At 34.8% G+C, this 25,303-nt stretch carries 23 protein-coding genes and 1 pseudogene; 16 read left to right on the forward strand and 8 right to left on the reverse strand.

The annotated features are described in order from the left end of the window. The first annotated feature begins 51 nt into the window (after nt 1-51). Both DB891_RS13595 and DB891_RS13600 read left to right on the forward strand, forming a co-directional pair. On the forward strand, nt 52-498 hold the full coding sequence (locus DB891_RS13595) for a YhcH/YjgK/YiaL family protein (RefSeq protein WP_116764126.1): 447 nt from the start codon (nt 52-54) through the stop codon (nt 496-498). Between the two features lie 57 nt (nt 499-555). After that, the gene (locus DB891_RS13600) at nt 556-1,101 is read left to right on the forward strand and encodes a DUF1697 domain-containing protein (protein ID WP_116764127.1); all 546 of its coding nucleotides are present in this window, start codon (nt 556-558) and stop codon (nt 1,099-1,101) included. A 92-nt stretch (nt 1,102-1,193) separates the two neighbouring features. On the opposite strand, the gene DB891_RS13605 is transcribed toward DB891_RS13600, so the two are convergent. Continuing rightward, nucleotides 1,194-1,931 carry a Dph6-related ATP pyrophosphatase gene (locus DB891_RS13605; protein WP_116764128.1) on the reverse strand — a complete coding sequence of 246 codons (738 nt, stop codon included), beginning with the start codon at nt 1,929-1,931 and terminating at the stop codon, nt 1,194-1,196. A 104-nt stretch (nt 1,932-2,035) separates the two neighbouring features. Between DB891_RS13605 and DB891_RS13610 the strand changes: the two genes are divergently transcribed. Together DB891_RS13610 and DB891_RS13615 are read left to right on the forward strand one after the other, a co-directional pair. Further along, on the forward strand, nt 2,036-4,099 hold the full coding sequence (locus DB891_RS13610; protein WP_116764129.1) for a M1 family metallopeptidase: 2,064 nt from the start codon (nt 2,036-2,038) through the stop codon (nt 4,097-4,099). A 106-nt stretch (nt 4,100-4,205) separates the two neighbouring features. Beyond that, complete coding sequence (locus DB891_RS13615; protein ID WP_116764130.1) at nt 4,206-5,105, forward strand: patatin-like phospholipase family protein; 900 nt, start codon at nt 4,206-4,208, stop codon at nt 5,103-5,105. A 32-nt stretch (nt 5,106-5,137) separates the two neighbouring features. On the opposite strand, the gene DB891_RS13620 is transcribed toward DB891_RS13615, so the two are convergent. After that, a complete protein-coding gene (locus tag DB891_RS13620; RefSeq protein ID WP_116764131.1) occupies nt 5,138-5,659 on the reverse strand; it encodes a DUF7935 family protein in 522 nt (173 codons plus the stop codon). A gap of 236 nt (nt 5,660-5,895) precedes the next feature. Here DB891_RS13620 and DB891_RS13625 point away from each other — a divergent pair, with 236 nt between their 5' ends. Together DB891_RS13625 and DB891_RS13630 are read left to right on the forward strand one after the other, a co-directional pair. Further along, nucleotides 5,896-6,663 (forward strand): sulfite exporter TauE/SafE family protein, encoded by a 768-nt coding sequence (locus DB891_RS13625; protein ID WP_116764132.1) that lies wholly within the window; start codon nt 5,896-5,898, stop codon nt 6,661-6,663. Nucleotides 6,664-7,279: 616 nt separating this feature from the next. Further along, nucleotides 7,280-7,897 carry a fasciclin domain-containing protein gene (locus tag DB891_RS13630; RefSeq protein WP_116764133.1) on the forward strand — a complete coding sequence of 206 codons (618 nt, stop codon included), beginning with the start codon at nt 7,280-7,282 and terminating at the stop codon, nt 7,895-7,897. A gap of 272 nt (nt 7,898-8,169) precedes the next feature. Here DB891_RS13630 and DB891_RS13635 read toward each other — a convergent pair whose 3' ends face one another. Then, nucleotides 8,170-8,652: a hypothetical protein gene (locus tag DB891_RS13635; RefSeq protein ID WP_116764151.1), complete on the reverse strand. Its 483-nt coding sequence runs from the start codon at nt 8,650-8,652 to the stop codon at nt 8,170-8,172. A gap of 251 nt (nt 8,653-8,903) precedes the next feature. On the opposite strand from DB891_RS13635, the gene DB891_RS13640 reads away from it, so the two are divergent. From DB891_RS13640 to DB891_RS13660, 5 genes are all read left to right on the forward strand, one after another. Beyond that, entirely contained in the window at nt 8,904-9,323 is a 420-nt protein-coding gene (locus tag DB891_RS13640) for a DUF1801 domain-containing protein (protein ID WP_116764134.1), read from the forward strand. A 205-nt stretch (nt 9,324-9,528) separates the two neighbouring features. Next, a complete protein-coding gene (locus tag DB891_RS13645) occupies nt 9,529-10,347 on the forward strand; it encodes a glycoside hydrolase family 16 protein (protein WP_116764135.1) in 819 nt (272 codons plus the stop codon). 230 nt (nt 10,348-10,577) lie between these two features. Then, nucleotides 10,578-11,711, forward strand: coding sequence for an acyltransferase family protein (locus DB891_RS13650; protein ID WP_116764136.1), 1,134 nt, complete (start codon nt 10,578-10,580; stop codon nt 11,709-11,711). A 392-nt stretch (nt 11,712-12,103) separates the two neighbouring features. Beyond that, nucleotides 12,104-14,437 (forward strand): ATP-dependent helicase, encoded by a 2,334-nt coding sequence (locus DB891_RS13655; RefSeq protein WP_116764137.1) that lies wholly within the window; start codon nt 12,104-12,106, stop codon nt 14,435-14,437. 86 nt (nt 14,438-14,523) lie between these two features. Continuing rightward, complete coding sequence (locus tag DB891_RS13660) at nt 14,524-15,144, forward strand: L-threonylcarbamoyladenylate synthase (protein WP_116764138.1); 621 nt, start codon at nt 14,524-14,526, stop codon at nt 15,142-15,144. Between the two features lie 80 nt (nt 15,145-15,224). Here DB891_RS13660 and DB891_RS13665 read toward each other — a convergent pair whose 3' ends face one another. The 3 genes from DB891_RS13665 to DB891_RS13675 form a co-directional block, all read right to left on the reverse strand. Next, nucleotides 15,225-16,082, reverse strand: a complete 858-nt coding sequence (locus DB891_RS13665) for an OmpA/MotB family protein (RefSeq protein WP_116764139.1) — start codon at nt 16,080-16,082, stop codon at nt 15,225-15,227. A gap of 75 nt (nt 16,083-16,157) precedes the next feature. Beyond that, nucleotides 16,158-17,153 carry a glycosyltransferase family 2 protein gene (locus tag DB891_RS13670; protein ID WP_116764140.1) on the reverse strand — a complete coding sequence of 332 codons (996 nt, stop codon included), beginning with the start codon at nt 17,151-17,153 and terminating at the stop codon, nt 16,158-16,160. 143 nt (nt 17,154-17,296) lie between these two features. Continuing rightward, complete coding sequence (locus DB891_RS13675) at nt 17,297-17,770, reverse strand: type I restriction enzyme HsdR N-terminal domain-containing protein (RefSeq protein ID WP_116764141.1); 474 nt, start codon at nt 17,768-17,770, stop codon at nt 17,297-17,299. Nucleotides 17,771-17,857: 87 nt separating this feature from the next. Between DB891_RS13675 and holA the strand changes: the two genes are divergently transcribed. From holA to ettA, 3 genes are all read left to right on the forward strand, one after another. Then, on the forward strand, nt 17,858-18,862 hold the full coding sequence (gene holA / locus DB891_RS13680) for a DNA polymerase III subunit delta (protein WP_116764142.1): 1,005 nt from the start codon (nt 17,858-17,860) through the stop codon (nt 18,860-18,862). 51 nt (nt 18,863-18,913) lie between these two features. After that, nucleotides 18,914-19,096, forward strand: coding sequence for a CAL67264 family membrane protein (locus DB891_RS13685; protein ID WP_116764143.1), 183 nt, complete (start codon nt 18,914-18,916; stop codon nt 19,094-19,096). Between the two features lie 117 nt (nt 19,097-19,213). Further along, nucleotides 19,214-20,908 carry an energy-dependent translational throttle protein EttA gene (gene ettA / locus DB891_RS13690; protein WP_116764144.1) on the forward strand — a complete coding sequence of 565 codons (1,695 nt, stop codon included), beginning with the start codon at nt 19,214-19,216 and terminating at the stop codon, nt 20,906-20,908. A gap of 272 nt (nt 20,909-21,180) precedes the next feature. On the opposite strand, the pseudogene DB891_RS13695 reads toward ettA, so the two are convergent. Both DB891_RS13695 and DB891_RS13700 read right to left on the reverse strand, forming a co-directional pair. Further along, a pseudogene (locus tag DB891_RS13695) lies at nt 21,181-21,596 on the reverse strand (thiol-disulfide oxidoreductase DCC family protein). Between the two features lie 134 nt (nt 21,597-21,730). Beyond that, complete coding sequence (locus tag DB891_RS13700; RefSeq protein ID WP_116764145.1) at nt 21,731-23,896, reverse strand: endonuclease MutS2; 2,166 nt, start codon at nt 23,894-23,896, stop codon at nt 21,731-21,733. Between the two features lie 197 nt (nt 23,897-24,093). On the opposite strand from DB891_RS13700, the gene DB891_RS13705 reads away from it, so the two are divergent. Both DB891_RS13705 and ung read left to right on the forward strand, forming a co-directional pair. Continuing rightward, on the forward strand, nt 24,094-24,429 hold the full coding sequence (locus DB891_RS13705; protein ID WP_116764146.1) for a nuclear transport factor 2 family protein: 336 nt from the start codon (nt 24,094-24,096) through the stop codon (nt 24,427-24,429). A gap of 50 nt (nt 24,430-24,479) precedes the next feature. Further along, the gene (gene ung, locus DB891_RS13710) at nt 24,480-25,145 is read left to right on the forward strand and encodes a uracil-DNA glycosylase (protein WP_116764147.1); all 666 of its coding nucleotides are present in this window, start codon (nt 24,480-24,482) and stop codon (nt 25,143-25,145) included. Nucleotides 25,146-25,303: the final 158 nt, after the last annotated feature.

Below are 25,303 nucleotides of genomic sequence, written 5' to 3' on the forward strand. Positions count from 1 at the left end.
TTAGGAAATTCTTATAATTCACAATACCTTTGAAATCAAAAAAAACACAAAATGGTAATTGATAAAATTGAAAATTACAGATTATACAGTACCCTTACCAAAAGAATGGCTAAAGGATTTGAATTTATTACCAACACTGATTTAGTCACAATAGAGCCAGGGAAATACCAAATTGATAATGATGATGTTTTTGCAATCGTTCAAGAATATGATACCAAGGAAGAGCAAGATTGTGTTTTAGAAGGGCATCACAAATATATTGACATTCAATACGTTATTCAGGGTGTCGAACTTATGGGATTTACCCCTTTGACTGATCAGGTTTCTGTTGAAGAAAACTTAGAAAAAGATTATACTTTCTATGAAGGAGATACTTCAATGCTTAGAGTTGAAGAAGGAATGTTTACTCTGTTCTTTCCTGAGGATCTTCATAGACCTGGAGTAAAAGCAGGTAAAATATCGAAAGTAAAAAAAGTGGTTGTAAAGGTGAAAATTTAATGATCTCATATTTATTGCCAATAAACACAATACTTTTGTAGAACTAAAAAAATAAAAATGACAACTCATCTCGCACTTCTTCGTGGCATTAATGTCTCTGGTCACAATATGATAAAAATGGACGCTTTGAAAGCAACTTTAGAAGCTATTGGTTTTCAAAATGTGCAAACGTATATACAATCCGGGAATGTTTTTGTGGATACTGAAGAGGAAAATTCGGCAAAAGTCGGATTCCAAATCAAACAGGAAATTTTCAAGACTTTTGGACACGAAGTGCCTATCGTGGTTATTGGCAGGGAAGATTTGGAAGCCTGCTTAAGGAACAATCCTTTTTTGAAGGAAAAAGAGTTGGATATTAAGAAACTGTATGTGGCGTTTGTTTCTACAACTTTGAGAAGCGACAATATCAATGATTTAAAAATTAGCCAGTTTAAACCCGATGAAGCAAGTATAGATGCCAACAGAATTTATATTAAATATGCTGTGGGAGCTGGAAAAACAAGATTTGACCAAAAATACATCGAGAAAAAACTAAATGTAACGGCAACGATTCGAAATTGGAATACCGTGACACAATTGTTAAAAATGTATGAGGAAAAGTAAAAATACAAACTTTTATACTTTTTAATTGAATTTTCAGCAAAATAGCCTAAAAAAGCTCCGTAATCGTACGACTACGGAGCTTTTTTAGATAATTATTTAACTAATAAATCGCAATACCAAAATCCGAAGTCAAAAGCATCCGATGCAGATGTATCGCAAGCCGTGTCTGAAGAATCTTCCTCTTTTGGTTTTTCATATTTGCGATAGACCACTTCACCTACTTCAAATTCAATAGGTTTTGAGAAAATTGGTCCATCAAAAGTAAACGAATGGAATTCTCCATTTTCTCCGCAAACGTCAACATTTTCGGGTAAATCATTAATGAAATCTTGATCAATCACCCGACCCACAAAACTTTTGTCCAAAAAGCGTTCGTTGACACAAACCACAATGGTCTTGAATCCCAAAGCAATGAATTCCTGAATCAAATCGAGAGTTGGAACTTTCCATAGCGGAAATACTCCCTCAAAACCAATTTCGGCCAATTTGTCTTCTCGGTATTTTCTAAGATCTTCCAGAAAAATATCTCCAAAAACAGAATGTGTAATCCCTTGTTCTTTTAATTTGGAGAGTGTGTTTTGCATAACGGCCTCATACACTTCCATCGTTGGCATTTCGGGAATTTGCATAATTTCAAGAGGTAATCCAATGCTTTGGGCTTGTTGTTCCAGCAATTCCACCCGAACGCCATGCATGGAAATACGCTGAAACTGTTGGTTAACACTCGTTAACAAGCAGCTAATTTCATATTCCTCGTCTTGTAATATTTTATACAGTGCTAAAGCAGAATCTTTGCCGCTGCTCCAATTAAATAGGGCTTTCTTTTTCAATGGTAATGTGTTAATTTATTTCGGTAGTAAACTTACAATTTTAGTTCGATTTGTTGGTCAAACCTTTGTAACTTTGGATAACATAAGCGTCAAATTCAATTTTAATGAAATACCTTTTCCTGTTTCTATCCACATTTGCATTCTCACAACAAACCAAATCGGTTGATTTTAAAACCGTTAATGGGCATATTAACATCAACCCAAATAATAAAAGTGTTAGTGGTGCTGTAAAGTATACGTTTGAAGTGTTGAAACCCATTGATACCATTAAAATTGACGCACAAAACATGACCTTTTCAGCAGTGGTACTGAATGATAGCAAGATTCCATTTATAACTAATGGAAAAGAATTGCTATTGATTTATCCGTTTCAAAAAGGTGAAAATTACGTTCGGTTTTCATACGAGGCAAAACCCAAACAAACGATGTATTTTGTGGGTTCAGAAGCCACAAATAATTTGCAAATCTGGACACAAGGACAAGGAAAATATACTAGTCATTGGTTTCCGAGTTTTGACGATGTCAATGAGAAAGTGATTTTCAATATGGATGTTACTTTTGATTCCAAATATCAAGTGTTATCCAACGGTATTTTAAAAAACAAAATCGAAAATAAAGATCTGACGCATTGGAATTATCGAATGAAAAAACCAATGAGTTCCTATTTACTGATGGTTGCCATCGGAAAATTTGAAAGGAATACGCAAAAAGCAAAATCAGGAACTCCATTAGAAATGTATATCGCCCCGAATGACTTGGGTAAACAGGAACCGACCTATCGCTATTCTAAAGAAATATTTGATTATCTGGAAAAAGAAATTGGTGTGAAGTACCCTTGGAAAATCTACAGACAAGTACCTGTTTCCGAATTTTTATACGCAGGAATGGAAAACACAAGCTCCACTATATTTACTACTCGTTATCTGGTCGATGCCATTGGTTTTGAAGATCGAAGTTACACCAATGTTAATGCCCATGAACTGGCTCACCAATGGTTTGGAGACTTAATCACTGCCCAAAGCGGAAAAGACCATTGGTTGCAAGAAGGTTTTGCAACCTACTATGCTTTACTGGCTGAGAAAAAAATCTATGGAGACGATTATTTTTATTCCAAATTATACGAATCATCAATGCAACTCAAACAAGCAGCCAAAACAGATACGATTCCGGTGCTGAATGCCAAAGCGAGTTCTTTGACATTTTATCAAAAAGGCGCTTGGGCGTTGCATGTTTTAAAAGAAGGAATAGGGGAGAAAGCCTTTAAAAAAGCCGTGAAGAATTACCTTTTGAAATATGCTTATCAAAATGTGACTACTCAGAATTTCTTTGATGAAATAAAGAAAGTGTCTGATTATGATCTAAAAAACTTTAGTAAAGTATGGCTTGAAACATCTGGATTTAATAGTGAGATTGCCAATGTTTTATTAGTAAAAAACAATGCAATGAAAGTCCAACTCGAAGTGGCTAAATTGAGAAATAAAACACTTGCCGAGAAACAGGCTTTTTTCGAAAAAACATTACAATCCGATGTGTATTTTACCGTAAAAGTATCTATTGTAAGTCAACTCATGAAAGAGAAATTTGAGGATAAAAAACAATTATTGCGATTGGCATTGCAAACTCAAAACCTTCAGGTACGCCAAGCGGTAGCAAATACTCTTCAAAAAATACCCAAAGAGTTCAGAAATGAATTTGAAACATTACTGAATGACAAATCCTATCAAACGCAAGAATCTGCACTATACTATTTATGGAATAGCTTTGAAAATAAAAGAGTCGATTATTTAGAAAAAACAAAAAACTGGATAGGTTTTAATGATTTCAATCTCCGAATTCTATGGCTGTCATTGGCTGTTTCAACGCCAGAATATTCAGCCAACAAAGAAACGTATCTCCAGGAATTGATTAACTATTCATCTCCAAATTATGAAGCCACAACCCGACAAAATGCGTTGGAATATCTAATCAACTTCAATGTTATTAATGAGGCAGTTTTAAAAAATTTAGTAAATGCTACTACCCATCATATGTGGCAATTTTCTAAATTTGGAAGAGATAATATTCGACTTTTATTAAAAAAATCCGAAATGAGAACCGCTTTCCAAACCATATTACCCAGTTTAAACGAAAAAGAACAATTTCAATTGGATCGATTGTTGAAGGAATGAAGATTTAAGAATTTTGAGTAACGATTTAAGTCCCGAAACTTCGGGATCAGATTTCTTAAAATCAAATAAATTCAATTTTTCAATCTAAACTCTAAATTCTAAAATTATGAGGGCATTAGTTATATCTGGAGGTGGTAGTAAAGGCGCATTTGCGGGGGGTGTCGCTCAGTATTTGTTGCAAAACAAAGGGCGTACCTACGATTTGTTTATCGGTACTTCAACAGGGAGCTTGCTAATTCCGCATCTGGCTTTAGGAAATATAGACAAACTCCATTCTATCTACACGAATGTCAGTATGGCACAAATTTTTGATATTAACCCATTTATTATTAAAAGCAAAAAGGGAATAAAATTTGTAACAATTAACCACTTCAATGTAATTCGGCAATATTTAAGAGGAAAAAGGACATTTGGGGAAAGCAGAAACCTTCAAAAATTCATCAAGAACAATCTATCGGTTTCCGAATTTGAATACTTACAATCCTTACCAACAGATGTAATTATAACAGTCACCAATATTTCTAAAAATGAAGCCGAATATAAATCGATCAAACAATGTACCTATGATGAATTTTGCGATTGGATTTGGATATCGAGTAATTACATTCCGTTTATGAGTTTGGTCAGAAAAAATGGTTGCGAATATGGTGATGGAGGCTTTTCCAGTTTGGTTCCCATTAGAGAAGCGATTCATCGCGGAGCAACCGAAATTGATGTTATTATTCTAGAAACGGAGATCACACTTACCAAAACAATTTTAGGAAAAAATCCTTTTTCACTAATGATCGATTTGTTTTTATTTTCCTTAGATCAGCTTGGTAAACATGATGTATCGATTGGGAAATTATCAGCCATAAACCATAACGTAAAACTCAATTTATACTACACACCAACCAAACTAACCAACAACGCACTCATTTTTAATCGAAAAAAAATGAAAAAATGGTGGTTGTTAGGCTTTAAATACGCACAAAATAAGAGTGAAATCATGTCTGAAATTAGATGAGAGTAGAGCTGCTTAGAAACTTTCAAAAAAACCTACCACATCTGGCTCACTTCTCTTTTAATATAAGCTAATGCCGCATTACTTGGCGTTTGTTTTTCAATCAGTTCGTTCAAAAGCACTTCTCTCAAACTATCTGCATTAGTAACAGCATCCATCATCATTCCTTTGCGAATCATCTGAATCGTAGCATTTTTGGCAGTGGTAATGATAGTCCAGCACTCGTCGGTCATGTAAATTTGTTGGGCTAAATTGTGTTCAAATTCTTGTTCGATTTGAGCGATTACAAAATTGCAATAGTCATTTTTATCGTTAGAAATAGGCGAAATTCTAGTCAATAAATTGGTCAGACTCATGCGTTCCAAAAATAAGGCCATCCGTTCGTAAGCCTGTAAACGCAAGGGCATCGCATTTTTTTGAGCCTCTTTGCTCAATAAATAACGGCGTCTTCCTTCTTCGTTTTTGGTGTGAACATTAAAAAAATTATAGGCAACCAGTCCAGTGATAATAGCAGGTACAGTATAACTCAGTAATTCTAGTATTTTTGATGTGTCCATTTTTGTTTCTATTTAAAAAAAGCAAAAATAATCTTTTTTGCATCTAAATCAATACCTAAATTAGGGCAATAATAAAAAACGGATTGGTATTTTTGTAATCTCTCGCAAAGGCGCGGAGTCGCAAAGAAAACAGTTTTGAACTTTGCGACTCCGCGCCTTTACGGGACAAATAGTGCCAAACAAAAATGACATTCCGCTGAACTCGACAAAATTTATACCAAATTGAAATTAATTATATGGAAACCTACATCATTGTATTACTTTGTTTAGCCGCCTTTTTCGCAGGATTCATAGATGCCGTTGTTGGTGGTGGCGGACTCATACAAACGCCCATGGGACTTATACTATTGCCCAATCTGCCCGTGTCTACCGTGATAGGATCCCTAAAAATCCCATCCTTTAGCGGAACCGCATTTGCGGCTTACCAATACATGAAAAAAGTCGACATCAATTGGAAAATCTTGGGTGTCATGATGCTCTTGGCATTTCCATCCGCATTTTTGGGATCGACATTATTGACTTATGTGAGCAATGATTTCATGAAACCTTTATTGCTCGTGGTACTTTCACTACTAGCTATTTATACGTATGCCAAGAAGAACTTCGGACAACAACAAGTCAAAGATATCTCGCCAAGAACCCAAATCTTGAATGCCGTAGGAATCAGTTTTGTGGTCGGTTTTTATGATGGATTCATAGGTCCTGGCACCGGAAGCTTCTTCGTGGTGGCCTTCATCGCCATTATGGGATTTGACTTTTTGCACGCCTCTGCCAATGCCAAAATGGTCAACCTCGCCACAAATTTTGGTTCCATCTGTTTGTTCATGCTCAAAGGCAAAATCATTTGGGCCGTAGCCTTACCTATGGCGGCCAGCAACGCAATAGGTGGCTGGATAGGCGCCAAACTAGCCATCAATCGAGGAAACAAATTCATCCGAATCTTCTTTTTAGTCGTCGTGATAGGCACACTGCTTCGTTTTGCCTACGACGTCTTTTTCAAATAACACCAGAGTATTTTGGGCAAAACCCCCACTAGAAAAAAGGGCAAATTAGTAGTACCACCCAAACGCACTTTCTCCTATTGGCGGTCTGGCTATTCGCGCTATTTCGGTAGCTAGCTGCTATCCTTTACGCAGTCACAATAACTGTAGTGAAGCGATAAAATTTTATTTTTTTAAAGATCTTCTCTCCAAAAAAAAGTTTTACTGAGTTATTCTCTAGTACCCGTCTGCGACGAGTACCTATTTAAATTATAAGATAAATTGTAGAGTTTGCAAGGCGGATAACTAAACAGAAGTAGCTTTAAACAAGTGTGCTCCTGTTTTTTTTTATGCAGTTTTCATAAAATCAATATGATAAAAATAAATAATTGTCTAGTTTTGATATATTATATATTTCTACTGTATTGATAATCAGATATATAAAGTAGATTATTTAGAATTGTGAAAATTATAATCTTAAATAATTTCAATCTTTAAGGTTTGGTTTATAAAGTCAAAAATACCATTAAAGAACAGTTAAATTAGCGTTAAACACAGATTGAAAATATTTTTTTTGTTTAACTTTACATTATAATCATTAAACAAAATAAAAACTTTGTTAATTTAAAAAACAACAACCATGAAAACTATGCATTTTAAATTATTCGGTACGTTAAAAGCATTCATTTTGATTGCTGCTTTGTCAACTGTAACTATTTCTTGTGATAATCAGGAAATGGATGAAATTAATTCCTCAACTACTTCCTCAACAGAAACTTTAAAATCCGCAAATAGTGCCCCTAAACCGGGTGACGCTCCTATCGCACAAATTGCCATAGATGCAGGATTTACTGAACTTGTAGGTGCTCTAAGTTATGTAGATACAGAATTAAACGCCGGTTTGGTAAACCTTTTCTTAAATGGAAAAGATCAATATACTGTATTCGCTCCAACAAATACGGCTTTTAATAATCTTTATACTGCTTTGGGTGTTAAGAAAATCACCGACCTTCCTCCGACGTTGGTATTAAATGTGTTAAAATATCATGTTGTCGAAGGACGTCGTGCCGCCAATAGTGTGGTGCCTAAAATGGGTTCACGCGAAATAACAACCCTACTAGGTTCTAGTTTCTCCGTAAATAATAGCGGGATGATTACTGCAGTGGGCAATACCGCAAATATAACAGCACCAAACATCTCTGCTTCAAACGGTATCATCCATGTAGTAGATGCAGTATTATTGCCAATTAATCCATAGAAAAACATTGGTATTTTATAATATACATCTTAGAATTTTTATTCATTTATAAAATGCTGTTCCAAAAGAACAGCATTTTTTTTATAGGCATTTTTTTGCTAATTGACTTGTTGTAACCCGATAGCGCGGATTTGCAATCCGTGCCCACAAAAAATAGCAAGCAACACAAATCGACAATCTGAGTCTTTGCGAAAGTTATTACCAATTAAGATAAACAATTGGGAACGAAGCAAACTCACAAAGGGTAATACCTTTTCCCTTTTATTGGTGTATCATTTATCGACGCAATCCACAGTTGAAAATTTATATTTCACTTTTTCAAAATTGATGGGTGTGTCTTTAGCGAAATAAGACCTTCCTAAATAGGTTTCTATTTTCCCACTTCCTAAAACGAGTTCGTTTCCTTGTTTTAGCATTGCCATTGGATTTTTGAATATTTTTTTTTCATTCGCTCCCTGAAAAAACGTGTAGTCTACAAATAATGTATCGCCACGGAATTCCCCAGCGATTTTCCCGACTTTTTTCGGCATATCAAGAATTTTCATCACCATATCTCCCGTTACTTTTCCGTTTTTTAAGGTGTTGATTTTTAATTCTACGGTATCTTTTTCATACAACGCTTTGTAGCAAACCGTATTTATCGGATTTTCAACTTGAACTTTGGTAGTTTCAGCATCTTTTGGATTTTCACTTTTTTTACAGCTTTCGAGTCCAATGCAAGTCAACAGCAAACAAAATAGACCTAGGTTTTTCATAGTAGTAAATATTTGGTTAATAAATGTGGTAATTGTCATTGCTAATTTACAAATAAATAGCGTTTATTAACAGATTAAGTGTTTATATTTAGTTGACAATTTTATCGATAAAATAATATTATTAAGAACCTATAAAAAAATCTACAACAAATAAAAACGAAGGCCATGATCATTAAAAGTTGCAGCTTTTTTTTATCTTTAAAATGTCTAGTCCTAAAAAACTATTCAAATACGAATCGTAAAACAACGGTATGGCAAAAAATAAAACTATAGAAACAGAAAATAGTGTCGCTGATTTTTTAACAACCATAAGCGATGCAAAAAGGCGCGAAGACTGTTCAATAATAATTAATCTAATAAGCGAACTATCTGGATTTGAGCCAAAAATGTGGGGAACCAGTATTGTTGGTTTTGGAATTTATAATTACAAATATGAAAGTGGACATTCGGGAAATGCGCCACTTGCGGGATTGGCATCAAGAAAAAACGCTATTACGGTGTATCTGGCTTCGACTTTTGAAGAAAAAGAAACATTACTTTCGCAATTAGGAAAGCATAAAACCAGTATAGCATGTTTGTACATTCAAAAATTGGAAGATATTGATATTGGTATATTGGAACAATTGGTACGAAAATCGATCGAACGCATTAAGGAATTGTATCCGAGTTGATGTTTTGCCTGGCTAGTAACTTCTATTATTTTCTTTCAAATAAAACCTATTCATATTCTCTTGCTTAATCGGATTTGGGAAAGAAAATAAATTATCTAAGTAACTCCCATTTTCAGAGCACATTCTTTTCCAACATAAACTTAAACTACTTAAAATCAATAATAATAATAATAATAATAATAATAATATATTTATTCCGCGTCCCATGAAACTACAGTTTTCTAAAAATGATTTTCCCGCCAATTCTAAAATAAAAGAAAATTTTGTTTTAGAATTCTATGATGAATTTGAAAAAGATACAATCGATACTGAGAAATGGTTGCCGTTCTATTTGCCTCAGTGGAGTTCCAAGGAAATGTCTCAGCCCCAGTACGAAATCAATAATGGGAATTTAGTTTTGCAAATTACCGACGAACAAAAACCGTGGTGTCCTGAATTTAATGGAAATATAAAATGTTCTTCGATTCAAACAGGTGTTTTTTCCGGAGAAGTTGGAAGTGCCATTGGACAACACAAAGTAAATCCGAATTGTGTGGTAAGAGAAAAACAAACAACTGCCAAGACCTATTTACCCCAATATGGTTTTTTTGAAATTCGAGCCAAATCATTAGATACTCAATCGAATGTTGTGGCTTTATGGATGATCGGATTTGAAGACAGTCCTGAAAAATCAGCGGTGATTTGCATTTTTGAAGTTAAAGGATGTAATGTTCTGGAAAATAAAACGAAAATTGGCTATGGAATTCATAAATTCAATGACCCAAAAATAAAAGAAGCCTTTTATGAGGATGATTTTGACATTGATGTCACCGATTTTCATATTTACTCAGCCGAATGGACTCCTGAGAAAGTGGTTTTTTATATCGATAACCAAGAAATTAGAACCATAAAACAATCTCCCAATTATCCGATGCAATTTATGCTGGGTATTTATGAAATACCAACGGAAACCAAAACCGAAAAAGATAAAATCTATCCCAAAAAATTTGAAATAGATTATGTCCGAGGCTACAGGCATGTCTAGCGGTGGCAGTTTTCAGTCGCAGTCGCAGTTTGCAGAGTGGTCAGTAAATTCATGTTTCAAAATCAACATACTTTTTGAACCGAAAACTGAGACTGAATACTGAGACTGGATACTGAGACTGGATACTGAGACCGAAAACTGAGACTAAAAACTGAGACTGAAAACTGAGACTGAAAACTGAGACCGAAAACTGAGACTGAAAACTAATTAATAAACCATACTTATTAAATATGCAAACAAACTACATCAACTCTCTAACTCCAATGCGAGGAATAGCGGCCATTTGGGTCATGTTTTTTCATATGGATGTCATTATTTTTTACCGCGAGTTTGGGACTCTCATTCCTCATGAAACATCCGGAATCCTATCCAAAGGGTATTTATGGGTCGATTTTTTCTTTTTGTTGAGTGGTTTTATCATTAGCCATGTGTATGGTGAGACATTGACCAATCATTTTGGAAAATGGCAAACGACCAAAACCTATTTATGGGCGAGATTTAGCAGAATTTACCCCTTGCATCTTTTTACGTTGCTATTGCTAATTCCTTTTGTGCTTGTATTTCCTATTCTTTCGCCAGCGGTAGTTGATGGGAGTTGGAAAACATTTATGGCTTGGTCTGCTTTGCCCAGTAATCTATTGCTGCTTAATGCGATGAACCAACATTCGTATTTGTCATGGAATCTAGTGTCCTGGTCCATAGGTGCGGAGTGGTGGACCTATCTTGCGGCTTGCTTTATTATTCCTTTTGTTTTCAAGAAAAGTTGGGTTCAAAATGTAATTCTTGCGGTTGTGGCTGTGTCTGTTTTGAGTGTTATGGTATATTGGAAAGGCAATCTCGACATCACCTTTGATTATGGTTGGGTTAGATGCGTGGCTGAGTTTAGTTTGGGCGCTGTTTTATATCAAATGTATATGAAGGGATTAGGGAAAAATGCGTTTTCAAAAAGCATTTCTTTTCTTTGTGCTTTTATTTTTATAGTGTTAATTTTTCATTTCAGTTGGAACGATCTGTTTATAATTCCCATTTTTTGTCTTTTATTATTGGCTACAGCCTACAATAATGGAACAATAAAAAAAATGCTGGAAACAAGAATATTCAAATACCTGGGAGATATTTCATATTCTATTTATATGATGCATGGCGTTTGGTTTATGGTGTTTTGGTATTGTTTGCCGTATTTAAAATCCAATTACGGGATTGAAACGCTTTCCCTTGGCATGAAAATAATTTTCGTAACGCTGTTTATGGGTTTAACATTTCTTAGTGCTCATTTTACTTATCATTTTGTAGAAATCAAATCGAGAAAATTGTTGAAGAAACGGATAAAATCGAAGCAGGGTAACTTAGAATCTGTTGTATAGATTTTTTAGAATTACTTAAAAAAGATTAACCATTAAAAAAGAATCTAAACTAGAATTGCTGCTGCAGTAAGTAACTCTATATTTTTTTATACATGTAATTTCTGGTTTTTACGGGATGCCGCGTGAGGGGGAGAAGCAAGTTACCTTGTAACGCGGATGACCCGACCGCAATAGGAAAATGGGCGAATATAGACAACGTTAAATAGCCCATTTTTCTATTGTGGTCACGCCCAGATGATTTTAGATTTCAGATTTCAGAATCCTGAATTTAGATTTTTCTATTGGGAAATGATACACTGAAAACTATTATCTAAATTCTGTTATCTGAATTCTACTAAGGCTCGTTTATTCAGTCTTAAATTCTTATTTTTGCATCAAACAGAAATATTTCCATGCATAAATATATAGACCAACTTAACGAAGCGCAACGCGAACCGGTACTGCAAAAAGACGGCCCCATGATTATTATTGCGGGTGCGGGATCTGGGAAGACTCGTGTACTTACCATCAGGATTGCTTATTTGATGCACCAAGGTGTTGATGCATTCAATATTTTGTCGCTGACCTTTACCAATAAGGCGGCGCGGGAGATGAAGAATCGTATTTCGGATATTGTGGGAGCCAGTGAAGCTAAGAATCTATGGATGGGAACTTTTCACTCTGTTTTTGCTCGAATTTTACGTTCAGAAGCAGATCATTTGGGCTATCCTTCGAACTTTACGATTTATGATTCGCAGGATTCCTTGCGCGCCATTTCGGGAATTATCAAGGAATTACAGTTGGATCGTGATGTGTACAAACCGAAACAGGTTTTGAGCAGGATTTCGAACTTTAAGAACAGTCTGATTACGGTAAAAGCGTATTTTAACGATAAGGATTTACAGGAAGCTGATGCGATGAGCAAGAAACCTCGAATGGGCGAAATTTATCAGCATTATGTGGATCGTTGCTTTAAAGCCGGTGCCATGGATTTTGATGATTTACTGTTGAAAACCAATGAATTGCTAACTCGTTTTCCAGAAGTTTTAGCGAAATACCAAAATCGTTTTCGCTATATATTAGTAGATGAGTACCAGGATACGAACCATTCGCAGTATTTGATTGTTAGGGCATTGTCGGATAAATTTCAGAATATTTGTGTGGTTGGAGATGATGCACAAAGTATTTATGCGTTTCGTGGTGCGAATATCAATAATATCCTGAATTTTCAGAAAGATTATGAAGGCGTAAAAACTTTTCGATTGGAACAAAATTACCGTTCGACCAGAAATATTGTCGAAGCGGCGAATACGATCATCGACAAAAACAAAGTAAAACTAGATAAGATCGTTTGGACAGCCAATGATTTTGGTCCAAAAATAAGAATACACCGCAGTATTACCGATAATGAAGAAGGTCGTTTTGTAGCCAGTACGATTTGGGAACAAAAAATGCAAAATCAAATGAATAATGGTGATTTTGCCATTTTGTACCGTACCAACGCACAATCCCGTGCGATGGAGGATGCACTCAGAAAAAGAGATATTCCGTATCGAATTTATGGAGGATTGTCTTTTTACCAAAGAAAAGAGGTAAAGGATGTATTATGCTATTTGCGATTGGTTATTAATCCTAAAGATGAGGAAGCCTTGGTGCGTGTGATTAATTATCCGGCACGTGGTATTGGAAACACCACTATTGAAAAACTGACCATTGCGGCCAATCATTACAAGCGTTCGATTTTTGAAGTGATGCAAAACATTGAGCGAATAGATCTGAAACTGAATTCAGGTACTAAACAAAAGTTGCTTGATTTTGTGACGATGATTCAGAGTTTTCAGGTGATTAACGAAAATCAGGATGCTTTTTACCTAACGGATCATGTGGCAAAAAAAACGGGCTTGGTTCAAGAATTAAAGAAAGATGCTACTCCTGAGGGAATGGCCAAAATCCAGAATATAGAAGAATTACTAAACGGAATCAAGGATTTTACCGAAGGTCAAAAGGAAGTTGATGGCGCTCGTGGTGCGTTATCTGAATTCATGGAAGATGTAGCACTTGCTACTGATCTCGACAAAGACACCAGCGATGAAGACCGTGTGGCTTTGATGACAATTCACTTGGCGAAAGGACTTGAGTTTCCGCACGTATTTGTGGTGGGAATGGAAGAAGATTTGTTTCCGAGTGCCATGAGTATGAGCACTCGAAGCGAATTAGAGGAAGAACGTCGATTATTTTACGTAGCTTTAACTCGTGCAGAGCATCAGGCATATTTGACGTATGCGCAATCGCGTTACCGTTGGGGAAAATTAACAGACAGTGAACCTTCTCGTTTTATTGAAGAAATAGACAGCCAGTATCTGGAATACCTTACACCACCGGAAAGTAACTACCGTTACAAGTCTTCGAACGATGGCGATGTTTTTGGTGATGTGGATAAATCCAGATTACGATTGGCTAAGCCGGCAGGAAGTACGCCGCCGAAACAGAGTGCAAACAATGAACCTAACTCGGATATTAATTTGCGCAAATTGAAACCGGTATCTAGTGGTGCTTCAATAGGAAGCGCTAATTTATTTGATAATAAGCTAGTTGCAGGAAATGTGGTAATGCACGAACGTTTTGGTAAAGGGCAAGTCGTTAATCTGGAAGGTGTTGGTGCAGATAAAAAAGCAGAAATTAAATTTGAAATAGGCGGTATTAAAAAATTACTGCTGCGTTTTGCAAAATTGGATATTATAGGGTAAGAAAATGTTTTAAGTTTAAGGTTTCAAGTTTCATTCAGTACAACTTTAAACTTTAAACTTTTTTTAAACTTTAAACAAAAAATAAAATGGCTCAAATAATAAAAATTTATCCTGATAAACCGAGTGAAGCCGCTATTGCAAAAGTGGTAAAAGTGCTTAAAGACGGTGGTTTGGTCATTTATCCAACAGATACAGTTTATGGATTGGGTTGTGATATAACCAATTCTCGTGCTCTTGAAAAAATTGCCAAAATAAAAGGAGTGAAGCTAGAGAAAGCTAATTTCTCTTTCATTTGCCACGATTTGAGTAACTTATCCGATTATGTGAAGCAAATAGATACTTCGACTTTTAAACTACTTAAAAGAGCGTTGCCTGGCCCTTATACTTTCATTCTTCCGGGGAATAATAATTTACCCAAAGAGTTTAAAAAGAAAACGACAGTTGGTATCCGTGTACCGGATAATTCAATTGCCTTAGAAATAGTTCGTTTATTGGGAAATCCAATAGTTTCTACTTCGATTCGTGACGAGGATGAGGTAATAGAATACACCACCGATCCAGAGCTTATTTTTGAAAAATGGCAAAATCTAGTTGATTTGGTTATTGATGGAGGTTATGGAGATAATATTGGATCTACTATCATTGATCTATCTGGCGATGAGCCCATAGTCGTTAGGGAGGGAAAAGGAAGTTTGGATATATTATAAAGCTCCTGTTTTAACAAATTAAAGCATAAAAAAACGCCTCAAAATTCATCGAGGCGTTTCTTGTTATAATTGGAAGATTCTTATTTTCCAGCCGGTGCAGTTGTTGCTCCTGGTTGTTTTTTCATTTCTTTTTCAACCATATCATAGAACTGGTCTATTTTCGGCATTACATAAATACGAGTTCTTCTGTTTTTAGATTTATTTTCGGCAGAATCATTTGGTACCAAAGGAACGTAAGAACTTCTACCAGCAGCGATTAATTGCTCAGGTTTTACCCCTAAATCATTAGACAAAATACGGATAATAGCTGTAGAACGTTTTACACTTAAATCCCAGTTGTCAATTAAACAAGCATTTCCTTTTAATACATCTGTATCAGTGTGACCTTCAATCATACATTCAAAATCTGGTTTGTCATTAACTACTTTAGCAACTTTGGCCAAAACGCCTTTTGCTTTGTCGCTTACTTCATAGCTACCGCTTTTGAATAACATTTTATCAGAGATAGAGATGAATACCACTCCTTTATCGACATTAATTTCGATATCTGTATCATTCATTCCTACAACAGCTTTCAAACTAGTTACTACAGCAAGTGTAACACTATCCTTTTTAGTCAAGGCATCTTGCATTCTGCTAATTTTCAAATCTTTCTCTTTGATGGATTCTAAAGCTTTCTCAATATTTTCGGCTCCTTTTGTAGATAAAACCGTCATATCTTTTGAAGTGCTTATCAAGTGTTGATTGGTTTCTTTTAAACCATCTACAGTTGCTTTAAGACCTGCTTTTTCTTCTAGGCAAGAATTTAACTTTACTGTACAAGTATTTAATAAATCTTGTGTTTCCTTGTTTTTAGCTTCCAAAGCTGTGTATTGCTTTTTCGATACACAAGAAGTTAGAAGTGCTAAAGCCGATAGAGTAATCATTATTTTTTTCATAGAATGCAAAATTTAATTAAACGTGTGAATTACAAAGTTAGTTTTTTAAATGTTAATTTTAAATGTAAATTATTGTTAAATAACGTCTGCAAAAACTGTGCCGCTTTTAACATAATAACCATAAACGATGCTTTTCGTTTTAAAGTATGTTTCAACTTGCTTTTTTTCTCTTTTTTTATAATTTCTTAAAAACAGCCTATAAAAAGAAAAATGTGCTCTGATAATAGCCCAACAATGAGTAAATTGACCTCCAATGATGTATCTAATTCCTGCTATACTATCTAGTACCAGTCTAATTATAAGTACTTTAAGCAAGCTGTCTTGTGGTAAATTTTTGGTTAACATTAATAGCGAATTCCTAAAATTGAGATACGTTTTTTGAGGATTCGCTTGTTGCAAAGTCGCTCCTCCCACATGGTAAACCTTTGATTCTGAATTGTATTTTATGGTATATCCTTTATTGATCGCGCGCCAACATAAATCGATTTCTTCCTGGTGCGCGAAAAAATCTTGATCGAAACCTTTCAGCTCCTTATAAACGGCACTTCGAATAAAAAAACAAGCTCCGGATGCCCAAAAAATTTCACACTTATCATTGTATTGACCATTGTCTTTTTCTAAAGTGTCAAAAATACGCCCACGACAGAATGGATACCCAAATTGATCGATGAATCCACCACCAGCTCCAGCGTATTCAAAATAATTTTTCCGTTTAAAATCCAATATTTTAGGTTGGATTATGGCTGTTTCTGATTCAGTATCAAAGGTTTCCAATATCGGTTTCAACCAATTTTCGGTTACTTCTATATCCGAATTTACCAAAGCATAAATCTCGGCATCGATATGCTGTAAGGCGTCATTATAACCACCTGCAAAACCCTGATTGGTTTTATTTTGCAGTATTTTAACTGTAGGGAAATTATTTTTTATAAAGGCTACTGATTCATCTGTAGAGGCATTATCTGCAACATATACAGTGGCTTCGGGTGAAAATTGAATTACGGAAGGCAAAAACTGTTCTAATAGTTTTACTCCATTCCAATTTAATATTACGACAGCTATTTTTTCCAAGGAAGTTTATTGTTTTAACCGCAAAGTTCGCGATGTTTTTTATTTGCAAAGTTTACAAAATTTATATTTTAAGTTCGCAAAGCTGGAATTTTAAAAAAAAAAGTATTACAAAATTTAAATCTGAATACTAAAAAGTCTCTGCTCTATATTCTATTCTCTATATTCTTTTTTATTTCATCATAATCGGGCAACTCTCTCAAAAACTCATATTTTTCATTTTCAAAATCCATGAGACAAAAATAATGATTAAGTCCATTGGTTACCATCAAAAATTCAGCTTCCAACGTCATGTTATATCTTGCGATTTGATCAAATGTGGCTTGGGCAATTTTAACTTCGGGTGCTTTGCATTCAATTAATATAAAAATAGTTCCGTTTGGATTGAAAACCACAATATCATAGCGTTTTCTTAAACCGTTGACTTTTAGAACTTTTTCGACATTAATTAAGGATTTAGGGTATTTTTTCTCTTCAATTAAATAATTAACCACGTGCTGACGAACCCATTCTTCGGGCGTGAGAATGATAAATTTTTTCCTGATGGCATCAAAAATAGATACTTTATTTTCGCTATTTTTGAATCGAAAAATATAAGAAGGAAAATTGAGTTTCTGCATGAGGCGAAATTAGTTAATTTAGTTTAAAGTTTAAAGTTTCATGTTCTTCAACTTGAAACTTTAAACTTTAAACCTGAAACATAAATAATGGACGAAGTTGTAAAAATTGTGAATGATATAAAGGCTGGAAACATCAAACCTATTTATTTTTTGATGGGAGAAGAACCCTATTACATTGATAAATTATCTGAATATATAGAGCAAAATATCTTATCGGAAGAAGAGAAAGGGTTCAATCAAACCGTTTTATATGGTAGAGATGTTTCAATAGAAGATGTGGTTTCAACAGCCAAACGCTATCCAATGATGGCCGAGCGCCAAGTGGTTATTGTCAAAGAAGCTCAAGATTTATCGAGAACCATTGACAAAATAGAAAACTATGCCGAAAATCCAATGCCAACAACGGTTTTGGTTTTTTGTTATAAATACAAAACTTTAGACAAAAGAAAAAAAGTAACTAAGCTTTTAGCTAAAAATGGAGTAGTGTACGAAAGTAAAAAACTGTATGAAAACCAAGTAGGAGATTGGATTAAACGTGTATTAGCCGGAAAAAAATATACTATTGAACCCAAAGCCTCTGCCATGTTAGTTGAGTTTTTGGGAACCGATTTGAGTAAAATCAATAATGAACTTGAGAAACTCCAAATCATACTGCCAGCTGGAAGTACTATTTCTGCCAAAGACATCGAAGAAAACATAGGATTTAGTAAAGACTATAATGTATTCGAATTGCGAAAAGCAATTGGCGAGCGCAACCAACTGAAAGCCTATAAAATTGCCGATAATTTTGCCCAAAACCCAAAAGATAATCCACTGGTAATGACTACGGGTTTGGTTTTTGGATTTTTCATTCAATTATTAAAATACCATGGATTAAAAGATAAAAATCCAAAAAATGTCGCATCAGTTCTGGGGGTTAACCCTTTTTTTCTGAAAGACTATGATGTTGCATTAAAAAATTATCCGATGAAAAAGATAAGTCAAATAGTAGCTACATTAAGAGATACGGATGTTAAGAGTAAAGGAGTTGGAGCCAATAGCTTATCACAAGCTGATTTATTACGAGAAATGCTGTATAAAATTTTCAATTAAAGGGTAAAAATGCCGATATTTGCAGATTGAAAAAAAACAAACACCACAATTATGGCAATGAATAAAAACACTATTTTGGGATGGGCTACCTTAATTATGACACTAATGGGCATACTACTTATATCATTAGGCGCTTTTAGATATGACGACGTAGCGGGCTGGGGATTTGCAGCCGTTGGAATAGGTTTTTTAGCAATTGCTTGGGTGTTTAGCGCATTAAAAGGAAGGGTTTAAAAAAGTTTGTAGTTTGTATTTGACAGGTATTCAAATAGATGAATGATGTCGTTCTAAATATAAATAGTAGAGCGACCTAAAAAATTAAAAATAAAATAAAATAAAAATAATATAGAAATGGCAGACGATAAAAAAGTAATATTCTCAATGTCAAAATTGAGTAAAACCTATCAAGGAGCAGATAAACCTGTTCTTAAAAATATCTATTTAAGTTTCTTTTACGGAGCCAAAATTGGTATTCTAGGTTTAAATGGTTCTGGAAAATCATCTTTATTGAAGATTATTGCAGGAGTTGATAAAAATTACCAAGGAGACGTGGTTTTCGCACCAGGTTATACAGTAGGTTATTTAGAACAAGATCCACAATTGGATGATGAAAAAACCGTTATCGAAATCGTTCGTGAGGGTGTTGCAGAAACCATGGCCGTTTTGGATGAATTCAACAAAATCAACGATATGTTTGGTTTGCCTGAAGTGTATGAAGATGCCGACAAGATGGATCAATTGATGGATCGTCAAGCGCTTTTACAGGATAAAATTGATGCATTGGGAGCTTGGGAAATCGATACCAAACTAGAAATAGCAATGGATGCTTTACGCACGCCAGAAGGAGATACTCCAATTAAGAATTTATCTGGAGGAGAGCGTCGTCGTGTAGCTTTATGTCGTTTGTTATTGCAACAACCTGACGTTTTGCTTCTTGATGAGCCTACGAATCACTTGGATGCAGAGAGTGTACTTTGGTTAGAGCAACATTTAGCACAATACGCCGGAACTGTAATTGCAGTAACGCACGATAGGTATTTCTTGGATAACGTTGCAGGTTGGATTTTAGAGTTGGATAGAGGAGAAGGTATTCCTTGGAAAGGAAATTATTCTTCTTGGTTGGATCAAAAATCAAGCCGTATGGCACTTGAAGAAAAAGTGGCATCTAAACGTAGAAAAACATTGGAGCGTGAGTTGGACTGGGTTCGTCAAGGAGCCAAAGGTCGTCAAACCAAACAAAAAGCGCGTTTGCAAAACTATGATAAACTCTTAAATGAAGACCAAAAACAATTGGACGAAAATTTAGAGATTTATATTCCAAATGGTCCTCGTTTGGGTACCAATGTAATTGAGGCTAAGAATGTAGCCAAAGCTTTTGGAGATAAATTACTATATGATAATTTAAATTTCACTTTGCCACAAGCGGGAATTGTTGGGATTATCGGACCAAACGGTGCGGGTAAATCGACAATTTTCAGGATGATAATGGGTGAGGAAAAACCAGATAGCGGAGATTTTTTAATAGGTGATACAGTTAAAATCGCTTATGTAGATCAAGCGCATTCTAACATCAACCCTGATAAATCTATTTGGGAGAATTTTTCCGATGGTCAGGAAATGATCATGATGGGAGGAAAACAAGTGAACTCTAGAGCGTATTTGTCAAGATTTAATTTTGGTGGTGGAGAACAAAACAAGAAAGTATCAATGCTTTCTGGTGGAGAAAGAAACCGTTTGCATCTTGCCATGACTCTTAAAGAAGAAGGTAACGTACTTTTGCTGGATGAGCCGACCAATGATTTGGATGTAAACACGCTTCGTGCATTAGAAGAAGGTTTGGAGAATTTTGCAGGTTGTGCCGTAGTAATTTCGCACGACAGATGGTTCTTGGACAGAATTTGCACGCATATTCTAGCTTTTGAAGGTGATTCTGAAGTGTATTGTTTCGAAGGTGGTTTCTCTGAATACGAAGAGAATAAGAAGAAACGTTTAGGTGGAGATTTGACTCCAAAACGTTTGAAATACAGAAAATTGATTAGAAGCTAAAACTTTTGCAGATTCTAAATATAAAAGAGGATAACCACAGAAAGTTATCCTCTTTTTTTATACATCTTATTTTATAGTTTTTATAAGAATCTATCTTCTTTAAAACTGTTCAATTAAACCAATAATTACCAAATTGAAAATAACTTACACTAAACAATGAAACATTTCCACAGCAATAAAGCGATAAATTTCTCGTAAAAACAACTTCTTAAGATACGTCAAAATTAATATAATAGGCATGCATAATAAATGATATTTATCATGAAATCGAATTATTCCAAAAACTTTATTTTTAATTCTGGGGTTGGTATCATGCAGCTATCCTTTATACCATACCATTTGTAACGTTTTTTGGCAATGTAGTCATAAAGGCTGTTTCTAATTCCAGTTGGGATAATTTTAAAATAATACCCATCGAAAATAATCCATCCAAATTTTTTGCTATTTGCAACGTAGCGTCTGATTTGTAATAGTAAGCTACTTTTGGCTCATACAAAACTATGCTGTCAATGTTTTTAGTATCAATCCCAATATAGGCAAGGATTTCTTTTCCCAATTCCGATTGCAAAGCCACAAAACGAAAAACATCATTTTTGTCGTGCTTGATGACGAATTGCACCGCTGAATTGCAGAGATTGCAGACGCCGTCAAAGAGAATTATTTTTTTATTGGGAGGTAGGTTTTGCATTTTTTTGTTTTTTTTGTTTCATTGCGAGGAACGAAGCAATCACATTTCGTATATCCATTCCAATGATATGTAAAGTCTGCTCTTGCTAGTGAGATTGCTTCGTTCCTCGCAATGACTCCTAGATTGAAAACTTATTACTTCTTAACCGCTTCCACCAATTCCAATTCATCCAGACTCACTTTCGAGGTAAACATTCCATAATTTACTACCGCTTTATTTTTCTCAATCTTATCAATACTTCCCACTGATTTTCCATCTAACATTCGTACACGATCCCCCACCTTTAAAATGGCTTTTGGCTTTACAACTACAGGTTTTAGTTTCTTTTCTTTCTTTTCCTTGCGAATTTCTTCTACAACAACGGTAACTTCCTCAATGACCTCTTTTTTCTTTTCAATAATCGCTTTGGCTTCTTTCGGAGTGGCTTTTTTGCGTTTGGAGTTTTCTATTTCTACGATTTTTAAAAACTCGCCAATAAGGTCTTTCTTGTTTTTATTATTGAAATACTTCTCGGCTATATCTTCTATTTTTTGACCAATGTAAATCGTCTTTTGGTTGCTATCGTACAATTCCTGATAGCTTTCCAGTTTTTGTTTGATTTTTACATTGATGTCTTCCATTTTTTTGCCTTCTTCACGCGCTTTTGTTTCTTCCACTTTCAGAGTTTGTGAGGTTTTTTCCATTTTGGAGCGCTCTTTTTGCAAAGTGGCAATGGTTTTATCAAAACGGACTTTTCCAACTTCAATTTTTTTCTTGGCTCGATTGATGAGGCTAAATGGGATTCCGTTTTTTAAGGCCACTTCAAAAGTAAATGAACTTCCTGCTTGTCCCAAAACCAATTTATACATGGGTTCTAATGATTTTTCGTCAAATAGCATGTTGGCATTCGTGGCATAAGGCAGTTCGTTAGCCAGAATTTTTAGGTTTGAATAATGGGTAGTTATCAATCCGAAAGCTTCACGGTGATAGAATTCTTCTAAGAAAATCTCGGCCAAAGCTCCACCCAATTCAGGATCGGAACCGGTACCAAATTCGTCGATTAAGAACATGGTTCTCTTGTTGCACTTTTTCAAGAAGTAGTTCATGTTCTTCAAACGGTAACTGTATGTACTTAGATGATTCTCAATGGATTGATTGTCGCCAATATCTGTAAGGATACGATCGAATAAAAACGTTTCACTGCGTTCATGCACCGGAATTAACATTCCAGATTGCAACATCAATTGCAATAAACCAACGGTTTTCATCGAGATGGTTTTACCACCGGCATTGGGTCCAGAAATAACAATAATTCTATTTTCTTGACTTAATTCGATTGTTTGCGGATGCGTAATTTCCTTTTTTTGTTTATTGTTCAGATACAAAATAGGATGATAGGCATCCCTGAAATAAAGACGACGCTCTTCTGTGATCGTGGGCAAAATTCCGTTAATTCTATTGGCGTATTTTGCTTTGGCAGCAATCACATCAATATCACTCAAGAAATCTTGATATTGAATCAATAAAGGCAAAAAGGGACGAATGGCGTTCGACAATTGTTTTAATATTCTTGTGATTTCTTCTTTTTCTTCGTATTCCAAATTACTCAATTCTCTAGAGTAATTCAACGTAGTTTCTGGTTCTATATAAGCAATACTACCTGTTTTTGAACTACCTAAAATGGTTCCCCTTACTTTTCGGCGATACATGGCTAAAACGGCCAAAACGCGGCGATTTTGAACAAAACTTTCTTTAATATCATCCAAATAGCCTAAACCGTTGTATTGTGTTAAAGCTATTCCAAAACTTTGGTTCATTTTACCTCGAACCAAATTTATATTGCGTCGAATATTCAATAATTCCGGAGAGGCATTGTCTTTTATCTCTCCATATTTATCAGCAACTACATCTATTAGAGAGATAATTTCTTTGGTAAGTTGAATCCCTGAGCTTTTTGCACAGAGGTTCGGATAATAGTCATTGAATTTATTTAAAAATGCCAAAAGGACATTCGTAGTTTCGGAGATGGTGGCTATTTTTCTAAAACCACCCACTTCAAGAAAACTATCCTCAATTCCCAAAAATTTAATCTCATAAGTTATGGCATCAAAACCATGATTGGGAATGGCATTGTTATTCTGAAAAGAGGCAACATACTCTGAGGTTTGCATTAAAGCACTCATCAGGGTTTCTTTGTCTCTAAATGGGGTTATTTCTAAGGCTTTTTGTTTCCCGATATCCGTATTGCATATAGATGAAATAGTTTCAAGAACGGTAGGAAATTGTAAATCTTGTAATGTTTTTTCGGTAATAGAGATCATTTTATGCTTTAATTTTACAGTACAAAAATAGGGTTATTTGCGAAAGAAACATAGGGTTATTTTATAGAGATTCTCGGAGCAAAAAAGCACAGCGATTCACTAAAGAATTGTTGTCTTTTGTTTGGTTATTTTGCAAATGGCTGTAAAATCTTCGTGTATCTTTGTGGAAAAATAGTTAATACAAAAGAACATAAAATATGACCCCAATTACTATTGTTCAAGGGCAACTTGATGCTTACAACAACCAAGACTTAGAGTTGTTTTTGAGCTTTTTTTCAGATGCGATTGAAGTGTATAGTTTTCCAAATAAATTGATTTATACCGGAATTCATAAAATGAGAGACTATTATAAAAATGCTTGGGAACTTAATCCGAAACAAAAAGCTATTGTAAATGAACGTATGTTTCTTGATAAAACTGTAATAGACAAAGAACTTGTAGTAGGAAGAGCAAACGGTATTGAACTGAATGTAATTGCAATGTATACTATTGAAAATAACACAATCAGTAAAGTCTTTTTTATTAGAGAATAACTCTTTTTATTAAATCTCTATTTTTTATTTAAGTTAAAAATAAGATCATTATGTTTATAAATGCTGCTTGGCAAACCGTATTATCTGATGAAATTGAGAAATCCTATTTTCAAGATTTGATTGATGCTGTTGATTTGGAATATCAAAATTCTACTTGTTTCCCGCCTAAAGATTTAATTTTTTCGGCTTTTAATAATTGTTCCTTAGGAAATTTAAAAGTGGTAATCATTGGTCAGGATCCCTATCATGGAGATGGTGAAGCTAATGGTTTGTGTTTTTCGGTAAATGATGCAGTAAAAATACCACCGTCGTTGCGCAATATTTTTAGAGAAATGAATACCGATTTAGAATCTATTTTTTTTCCCGCAACGGGTAATTTAGAATCTTGGGCCAAACAGGGTGTTTTACTGCTTAATGCGTCATTAACCGTGAGAAAAGACAGCCCTAATAGTCACAAACACCTTAAATGGAATCTTTTTACGGATGCCGTTATTCAAAAAATTTCGGAGGAAAAGGAAAATGTGGTTTTCATGCTTTGGGGTAGTTTTGCACAAAAAAAGGGTGCTAAAATAGATCGCAATAAACATTTGGTACTAGAATCTGGGCATCCTTCGCCTATGAGTGCCAATCAAGGGAAATGGTTTGGAAATAAACATTTTAGCCAAGCCAATGAGTATTTGAAAAAGCATAATTTAGAAATGATTGATTGGTTGTAGCTTTGTTTGAAAAAAAACATGTGGGTTAAACTTAAACGTCTTGGTCACGTGAGTGAGGGATAGAAGCAAGTTACCCTGTAACGCATTCTATGATAAAAAACAATTAAATTTAAAAGATTAACTGGCAAATTTATATGTATTTATATATGGCGTTTGTC

The sequence above is a fragment of the Flavobacterium laiguense genome (assembly GCF_003097655.1).
Lineage (GTDB): Bacteria > Bacteroidota > Bacteroidia > Flavobacteriales > Flavobacteriaceae > Flavobacterium > Flavobacterium laiguense.

Coding starts and splice junctions, on each gene's coding strand:
- ettA (WP_116764144.1), top strand. CDS start 19,214: ATGGCAGACGATAAAAAAGTAATATTCTCAATGTCAAAATTGAGTAAA.
- DB891_RS13630 (WP_116764133.1), top strand. CDS start 7,280: ATGAAAACTATGCATTTTAAATTATTCGGTACGTTAAAAGCATTCATT.
- DB891_RS13635 (WP_116764151.1), bottom strand. CDS start 8,652: ATGAAAAACCTAGGTCTATTTTGTTTGCTGTTGACTTGCATTGGACTC.
- holA (WP_116764142.1), top strand. CDS start 17,858: ATGGACGAAGTTGTAAAAATTGTGAATGATATAAAGGCTGGAAACATC.
- DB891_RS13650 (WP_116764136.1), top strand. CDS start 10,578: ATGCAAACAAACTACATCAACTCTCTAACTCCAATGCGAGGAATAGCG.
- DB891_RS13655 (WP_116764137.1), top strand. CDS start 12,104: ATGCATAAATATATAGACCAACTTAACGAAGCGCAACGCGAACCGGTA.
- DB891_RS13610 (WP_116764129.1), top strand. CDS start 2,036: ATGAAATACCTTTTCCTGTTTCTATCCACATTTGCATTCTCACAACAA.
- DB891_RS13675 (WP_116764141.1), bottom strand. CDS start 17,770: ATGCAGAAACTCAATTTTCCTTCTTATATTTTTCGATTCAAAAATAGC.
- DB891_RS13645 (WP_116764135.1), top strand. CDS start 9,529: ATGAAACTACAGTTTTCTAAAAATGATTTTCCCGCCAATTCTAAAATA.
- DB891_RS13620 (WP_116764131.1), bottom strand. CDS start 5,659: ATGGACACATCAAAAATACTAGAATTACTGAGTTATACTGTACCTGCT.
- DB891_RS13685 (WP_116764143.1), top strand. CDS start 18,914: ATGGCAATGAATAAAAACACTATTTTGGGATGGGCTACCTTAATTATG.
- DB891_RS13640 (WP_116764134.1), top strand. CDS start 8,904: ATGGCAAAAAATAAAACTATAGAAACAGAAAATAGTGTCGCTGATTTT.
- DB891_RS13600 (WP_116764127.1), top strand. CDS start 556: ATGACAACTCATCTCGCACTTCTTCGTGGCATTAATGTCTCTGGTCAC.
- DB891_RS13700 (WP_116764145.1), bottom strand. CDS start 23,896: ATGATCTCTATTACCGAAAAAACATTACAAGATTTACAATTTCCTACC.
- DB891_RS13705 (WP_116764146.1), top strand. CDS start 24,094: ATGACCCCAATTACTATTGTTCAAGGGCAACTTGATGCTTACAACAAC.
- DB891_RS13615 (WP_116764130.1), top strand. CDS start 4,206: ATGAGGGCATTAGTTATATCTGGAGGTGGTAGTAAAGGCGCATTTGCG.
- DB891_RS13665 (WP_116764139.1), bottom strand. CDS start 16,082: ATGAAAAAAATAATGATTACTCTATCGGCTTTAGCACTTCTAACTTCT.
- DB891_RS13660 (WP_116764138.1), top strand. CDS start 14,524: ATGGCTCAAATAATAAAAATTTATCCTGATAAACCGAGTGAAGCCGCT.
- DB891_RS13595 (WP_116764126.1), top strand. CDS start 52: ATGGTAATTGATAAAATTGAAAATTACAGATTATACAGTACCCTTACC.
- DB891_RS13625 (WP_116764132.1), top strand. CDS start 5,896: ATGGAAACCTACATCATTGTATTACTTTGTTTAGCCGCCTTTTTCGCA.
- ung (WP_116764147.1), top strand. CDS start 24,480: ATGTTTATAAATGCTGCTTGGCAAACCGTATTATCTGATGAAATTGAG.